A 2,173-nucleotide genomic window follows, 5' to 3' on the forward strand; every position below is an offset into this window, starting at 1 on the left:
CCCATCGGCGCCCCGACCGCCCCCCGAGGACGCCCGATCCCCCGCAGCCGCCGAGAGGAGGTCCGGATGAAGCTCCCCCGCGGACCCCGCCGGGTCTTCGCCCAGCTGCTGCTGAGCCAGACCGTCGTCACCGTCGGTGTCACCGCCGTGACCGCCGGGCTGTTCCTGGCCCCGGTCAGCAGCGAGCTGGACCACGACGCGATGCAGCGGGCGCTGTCGATCGCCCAGGCCACCGCCACCGACGAGAACATCGCCCGGGCCGCCGCCGGCCGCGACGTGGTGGCCGCCCAGCGCAACGCCGAGCAGATCCGGCTGGCCACCGGCGCCAGTTTCGTGGTGGTCACCGACCTGGACGGCATCCGGCTCTCGCACACCGACCCGGGCCGGATCGGCCAGCGGGTCAGCACCGATCCGGAGCCGGCCCTCAGCGGCCGCAGCGTCACCGCCATCCAGCAGGGCACCCTGGGCCGCACCGCCCGCGGCAAGGTGCCGCTGCGGATGGCGGACGGCCGGATCGTCGGCGAGGTCTCGGTCGGCATCAGCGACGACTCGATCCGCCGCCGGCTGCTGACGATGCTCACCGGCATCCTGCTGTGCGCGGGCGCCGGCCTGGCCGCCGGCACGCTCGCCACCCTCCTCCTGGCCCGCCGGCTCAAGCGCCGCACCCACAACATCGCCCTGGCCGACATCTCGGCGCTGCTGGTGGAGCGGGAGGCGATGCTGCACGGAATCCGCGAGGGCATGGTGGCGCTGGACGAACGCGGCCGGATCCGGCTGGCCAACGACGAGGCCCTGCGGCTGCTCGGCCTGCCCGAGGACTGCACCGGCCGGCCGATCGGCGCGGTGCTGCCACCGGGCCGGCTGGCGGACGTGCTCTCCGGGCGGATCGCCGGCGCCGACCTGCCGGCCGTCCGGGACGACCGGGTGCTCGTGGTGAACCGCACGACCACGCCCGAGGGCGGCGCGGTGGTCACCCTGCGGGACCGCACCGAGCTGGAGTCGCTGGTCCGCGAGCTGGACACCACCCGCAGCCTGACCGAGGCGCTGCGGGCCCAGGACCACGAGCACGCCAACCGGATGCACACCCTGCTGGGCCTGCTGGAACTGGGCCGCCACGAGCAGGCGGTGGCGTTCATCTCGGAGCAGTCCGGCTCGCACGCCGTGGTCGCCGCACGGATCGCCGAGCAGGTGCAGGACCCGCACGTGGCGGCACTGCTGGCGGGCAAGACCTCGGTGGCGGGCGAGCGCGGGGTGCTGCTGGCGCTGGCCGCGGCGGCGCACCTGCCGGACGCGGTGGTGGACGCCCGGGCACTGGTGACGGTGCTCGGCAACCTGATCGACAACGCGGTGGACGCCCTGGCCGCGGGCGGCGGGGGCCGGGTGGAGGTCAGCCTGGCGGCGGCCGGAGCGACCCTGCTGCTGCAGGTCGCGGACAGCGGCCCGGGCGTGCCGGAGGAGCTGCGCGAACAGGTCTTCGAAGAGGGGTGGACCAGCAAGGACGCGCCCGCGCACCGTCCGCGCGGGCTGGGGCTGGCGATGGTGCGGCGGCTGGTCGAGCGGACCGGCGGCCGGATCGTGCTCGACACCGGGCCGCTCGGCGGCGCCCGGTTCACCGTCGAGCTGCCCGAGGCCCTGCTCACCGGTCGGCTCGTGGAGGCATGATGATCGACGTACTCGTGGTGGACGACGACTTCCGGGTCGCGGACGTGCACGCCGCCTACGTGGCCAAGGTCCCGGGCTTCCGGGTGACCGGCACCGCGCACTCGGCCGGGGAGGCGCTGGCCGCCCTGGAGCGCCGCCCGGTGGACCTGCTGCTGCTCGACCACCATCTGCCCGACGAGACCGGCCTGGCCCTGGTGCGCCGGCTGCGGGAACGCCAGGTCGCCTGCGACGTGATGATGGTGACGGCCGCCCGGGATGTGTCGACGGTGCACGCCGCGATGCAGCACGGCGCACTCCAGTACCTGGTCAAGCCGTTCACCTTCGCCGGGCTGCGGGAGAAGCTGGTGGCGTACGCGCAGTTGCGCCACGCGCTCGCCGCGCCGGCCCGGGAGGCCGGCCAGGACGAGGTGGACCGGCTGTTCGCGACCCTGCGCAGCGCCGCCGCCCCGGCCGGAACGCTCCCCAAGGGCCACTCGGCGCCCACCACGGACCTGGTGATGGGGGTGTTGCG

The 2,173-nt window shown here is 75.3% G+C and carries 2 protein-coding genes; both read left to right on the forward strand.

Annotation, left to right across the window (positions count from 1 at the left end; all coding sequences use genetic code 11):
• Positions 1–66 precede the first annotated feature (66 nt).
• Positions 67–1,662 carry an ATP-binding protein gene (locus ACIQOV_RS38505; RefSeq protein ID WP_401055438.1) on the forward strand — a complete coding sequence of 532 codons (1,596 nt, stop codon included), beginning with the start codon at positions 67–69 and terminating at the stop codon, positions 1,660–1,662.
• Positions 1,662–2,173, forward strand: a 512-nt coding sequence (locus tag ACIQOV_RS38510; RefSeq protein WP_401055439.1) for a response regulator, incomplete at its 3' end; no start/stop codon positions are given. The genes ACIQOV_RS38505 and ACIQOV_RS38510, both read left to right, overlap by 1 nt.

The sequence above is a fragment of the Kitasatospora sp. NPDC091257 genome, from assembly GCF_044757675.1.
GTDB classification, from domain to species: domain Bacteria; phylum Actinomycetota; class Actinomycetes; order Streptomycetales; family Streptomycetaceae; genus Kitasatospora; species Kitasatospora lactacystinica.

Coding starts and splice junctions, on each gene's coding strand:
- ACIQOV_RS38505 (WP_401055438.1), top strand. CDS start 67: ATGAAGCTCCCCCGCGGACCCCGCCGGGTCTTCGCCCAGCTGCTGCTG.